This window comes from Archangium sp., from assembly GCF_036388035.1.
Classification (GTDB): domain Bacteria; phylum Myxococcota; class Myxococcia; order Myxococcales; family Myxococcaceae; genus Archangium.
Map to the genome: position 1 here is coordinate 1 of NZ_DASVSO010000130.1, position 4,441 is coordinate 4,441.

The 4,441-nt window shown below is 68.9% G+C and carries 6 protein-coding genes; all 6 read left to right on the forward strand.

Annotation, left to right across the window (positions count from 1 at the left end; genetic code table 11):
• Positions 1–1,327, forward strand: a 1,327-nt coding sequence (locus VF697_RS05820; RefSeq protein ID WP_331092491.1) for an aminotransferase class V-fold PLP-dependent enzyme, incomplete at its 5' end; no start/stop codon positions are given.
• 73 nt (positions 1,328–1,400) lie between these two features.
• Positions 1,401–1,754: a response regulator transcription factor gene (locus VF697_RS05825; RefSeq protein ID WP_331092492.1), complete on the forward strand. Its 354-nt coding sequence runs from the start codon at positions 1,401–1,403 to the stop codon at positions 1,752–1,754.
• A gap of 139 nt (positions 1,755–1,893) precedes the next feature.
• On the forward strand, positions 1,894–2,520 hold the full coding sequence (locus VF697_RS05830) for a DUF47 domain-containing protein (RefSeq protein WP_331092493.1): 627 nt from the start codon (positions 1,894–1,896) through the stop codon (positions 2,518–2,520).
• A 1-nt stretch (position 2,521) separates the two neighbouring features.
• A complete protein-coding gene (locus VF697_RS05835; RefSeq protein ID WP_331092494.1) occupies positions 2,522–3,547 on the forward strand; it encodes an inorganic phosphate transporter in 1,026 nt (341 codons plus the stop codon).
• A 98-nt stretch (positions 3,548–3,645) separates the two neighbouring features.
• Positions 3,646–4,239 (forward strand): MXAN_6521/LA_1396 family lipoprotein, encoded by a 594-nt coding sequence (locus VF697_RS05840; RefSeq protein ID WP_331092495.1) that lies wholly within the window; start codon positions 3,646–3,648, stop codon positions 4,237–4,239.
• Positions 4,240–4,245: 6 nt separating this feature from the next.
• On the forward strand, positions 4,246–4,441 hold a 196-nt coding region (locus tag VF697_RS05845), incomplete at its 3' end, for an MgtC/SapB family protein (RefSeq protein WP_414641247.1).

Here is a 4,441-nt window from a genome sequence, read left to right on the forward strand (position 1 = left end):
GGGCCTCTCGCACGAGGAGGTGCTGCGCGAGATGGAGGTGCTGAAGACGAAGGAGGAGGAGCGCTGGAAGGAGGGCTTCGTGTCGGGCGCCGTGTACCACGGCGACTCCGAGCACATCGACTTCCTCAACCGCGTGTACGCCACCCACTCGCAGAGCAACCCCCTGCACTCGGACCTCTGGCCCAGCGCCACCAAGTTCGAGGCCGAGGTGGTGGCCATGACGGCGAACATGCTCGGCGCCGCCGAGGCCAACGCCGGCAGGGCCCCCGAGGAGCACATCTGCGGCGCCCTCTCCTCGGGCGGCACCGAGAGCATCATGCTCGCGATGAAGACGTACCGGGATTGGGCGCGGGCGACGAAGGGCATCACCCGGCCCGAGATGGTCGCCCCCACCAGCGCGCACCCCGCCTTCGACAAGGCCGCGCACTACTTCGGCATCAAGATGGTCCGGGTGCCGGTGGGAGAGGACTACCGCGCCGACGTGAAGGCCATGCGCAAGGCCCTCACCCGCAACACCCTCGTCATCATCGGCTCGGCGCCGTCGTTCCCGCATGGAGTCATCGACCCCATCGAGGAGCTGTCGGAGCTGGCGCGCAAGCGGGGCATCGGCTTCCACACCGACGCGTGCCTGGGCGGCTTCGTGCTGCCCTGGGCGAAGAAGCTCGGCTACCCGGTGCCGGCCTTCGACTTCCGGCTGCCCGGCGTGACGTCCATGTCCGCCGACACGCACAAGTTCGGCTACGCGGCCAAGGGCACCTCCGTGGTGCTGTACCGGGGCACCGAGCTGCGCTCGCACCAGTACTTCACCGCCACCGAGTGGCCCGGCGGCATCTACTTCTCCCCCACCTTCTCCGGCAGCCGGCCCGGCGCCCTCATCGCGGCGGCCTGGGCGGCCCTCGTCTCCACGGGCGAGGCGGGCTACCTCGACGCCACCCGCCGCATCCTGGAGGCCGCGGACGCCATCAAGCGCGGCATCCGCGACCTCCCCGACCTGCACGTGCTCGGGGACCCGCTCTTCGTCATCGCCTTCGGCTCGCGCACCCTGGACATCTACAAGGTGATGGAGCGGATGAGCGCGAGCGGCTGGAACCTCAACGGCCTGCACAAGCCGCCCGCCGTCCACCTCTGCGTCACCCAGCGGCACACGCAGCCCGGGGTGGTCGAGCGCTTCCTCACGGACCTGCGGGCCGCCGTCGAGCACGTGCGCGCCCACCCGAGCGAGAAGGGCACGATGGCGCCCGTCTATGGCATGGCGGCCACGGTGCCCTTCCGGGGGCTGTTGAGCGACCTGCTCAAGAAGTACATGGACCTGCTCTACAAGGTCTGAGCGCGCCCCACCCCGGCCCGCATGTCACGAAAACGTCACGGGCCGGGGGCGGCAAGCCGTCTACAGTCCCAGCATGCCGCACATCCTGATCGTCGATGACGAGCCGGATCTGGCGGGGCTGCTGGCGTACAACCTGGGGAGGGCCGGCTTCTCCACCACCCTGGCTCACACGGGGACCGAGGCCCTGGAGAAGGCGCGCTCGACGCCCCCGGACCTCGTCCTGCTGGACCTGATGCTGCCCGACATGGACGGGGCCGAGGTGCACCGCCAGCTCCAGGCGGACCCGGCCACCCGCCACCTGCGCTTTCTCGTCCTCTCCGCCCGTCCGGATGCGCACAGCCGGGTCGGAGGGGTGGATGTCATCCTCAAACCCTTCAAGGTGCAGGAGGTGGTGGCGCGGGTCACCGCGCTCCTCCAGGCCCCGTGAGATCCGCCCAGCACGGCTTTTTTTCGTGCTGGCACTTCTTTCCAGGTGAGGTAGTCACCTTTTGCAACGGATGGGTCACTTCGGTGTCACGTCCGCCCGCTGCTCCGGCCCACTGGAGTGGCTCCCGAGGAGAAGCACGATGCTCGAGAAGCTGATGCCCAAGTCGGACGAGTTCTTCGACGACTTCGATAAGCAGTGTGCCGTGACGGTGGAGGGGGCGCGCATGCTGCACGCCCTGCTGAGCGACTACCGGGACGTGCCCGCGCGCGTCCAGGCGCTCAAGGACGTGGAGCACAAGGGCGACGAGGTGACGCACACGGCGTTCAACCGGCTGCACCAGCAGTTCATCACCCCGTTCGACCGGGGGCAGATCCACTCGCTGCTCTCGCGCATCGACGACGTGCTGGACCTGACCAACGCGGCGGCGGCCCGGCTGCACTACTACGAGATTGAATCGAGCCTGCCGGACGCCACCGAGCTGGCGCGGCTGCTGGTGCTCTCCGCCGAGAAGGTGCGGGAAGTGGTGGCGGCGCTGCGCCTCATCAAGAAGCCCGACCAGATCCTCGCCGGCTGCAAGGAGATCAAGCGCCTGGAGAGCGAGGCGGACGAGGCGCTGCGCGCGGGCCTGGGCCGGCTCTTCAAGAGCGGCGCGGACCCGCTGACGATCATCAAGTGGAAGGAGATCTACGACCTCATCGAGACGGCCACGGACAAGTGTCAGGGCGTGGCCAACGTCATCGAGGGCGTGGTCCTGGAGCACTCCTGAGATGCTGCTCACCGCCGTCATCCTCATCGTCGCGGTCGCGCTCGTCTTCGACTTCATCAACGGCTTCCACGACGCGGCCAACTCGATCGCCACCGTGGTGTCCACGCGCGTGCTGTCGCCGAACCTGGCCGTGGCGTGGGCCGCCTTCTTCAACTTCATCGCGGCGTTCGGCGGTGGGGTGAAGGTGGCCAACACCATGGGCAAGGGCATCATCAACTTCGACCTGCTCAAGGCCCAGGGCCCGGAGGCCGTGCTGCTGGTCATCTTCTCCGCCCTCATGGGCGCCATCGCGTGGAACCTGCTCACGTGGTGGTGGGGCCTGCCCTCCTCGTCCTCGCACGCGCTGGCGGGCGGGATGATTGGCGCCACGCTGCCGGTGCTCGGGTTCGCCGGGCTGGTGGGCTCGGGCATCGCGAAGATCGCCGCCTTCATCGTGCTCTCGCCCCTCATCGGCATGCTGCTCGGCACGGCGCTGATGCTGGCGAGCACGTGGACGGTGCACAAGCAGACGCCCCTGAAGGTGGACACCTGGTTCCGGCGCCTGCAGCTCGTGTCCTCGGCCATCTTCTCCTACAGCCACGGCACCAACGACGCGCAGAAGGTGATGGGCATCATCGCGGTGGTGCTCTTCGGCACCATCTGGAAGGACCGGCCCTTCCACATCGACTGGTGGATGATCATCTCGTGCCACGCGGCCATCGCCCTGGGCACCTTCTTCGGTGGCTGGCGCATCGTGAAGACGATGGGGCACAGCCTCACCAAGCTGGCGCCCATCGGCGGCTTCGCGGCGGAGACGGGCGGTGGCGTCACCATCATCGCGCTGGCGAAGCTGGGCATCCCCGTCTCCACCACGCACACCATCACCGGCGCCATCGTGGGCGTGGGCGCCACCAAGGGCTGGCGCGCGGTGAAGTGGGGCGTGGCCGGCCGCATCATCTGGGCCTGGGTGTTCACCATCCCCGCCGCCGCGCTCATGGCCGTGCTCGTCTACGGCGTGTCCAAGCTGGTGGTGATGGCCGTGCAGTGAACGGCCCACGCGAGGGCGTGCGTTTCCTCCCCTCGCGTGGTGTAGAAACGGGCGCCCCACTCCCGCGCCGGGAGTGGGACCGGGAGAGGACTCCGACGATGAACCGACTCGTGCTCGTGCTGGGACTCGCGCTGCTCTCGGGCTGCGCCACCGTGAAGCGCAGCCACATCCGTCCCGACTACGAGACGGTGGACAAGACCCAGGTGAAGCGCCTGGTCGTGGTGACCCAGCCCTTCCCCGACGGCAAGCCCGAGGTCGGCCAGCTGTGGAGCCTCGTCGCCCGCCGCTACGTCAACCAGAACCGCGACTTCATCGCCCGCTCCAACGTCGCCCTCGACGGCAGCCCCGAGGACACCTCCTTCAAGGGCCTGTGCGTGGAGAACCTCGAGGGCGTCCTCTGGCTCTCCCCCGACGTGAAGCGCACCGGCAAGGGGCTGGAGGCCTCGGTGAATGCCCGGCTCATCCGCTGCCGGGACGGCCAGGAGGTCTGGGGCGCCGAGGCCGCCGGGAGCTGGCCCTCCGAGGACGAGCGCTACCAGGAGCTCATCGCCCAGTACACCAGCGAGCTCGGCCCCGACGTCTCCCCCTACGTCGCGCCCACCTTCCGCCTCCTGAGCGCCACCCTCGACACCCTGCCCCGCCCCCAGCTCAACGACGCCGATGTCGACGAGAAGATCGAGCTCGGGGAGTAGCGGGCCTTGTTGATCGACGAGACCACCGCCGTCCTCCGGCTCCTGCTGGCCTTCGGGCTCTCGTTCGCGCTCGGCCTCGAGCGAGAGCTGCGCGGGCAGGATGCCGGCCTGCGCACCCACATCCTCGTGAGCCTCGGCGCCTGTCTCTTCACCCTGTGCAGCCTCTTCGCCTCCGCGCCGCTCGGCCCTGACACGCACCCGG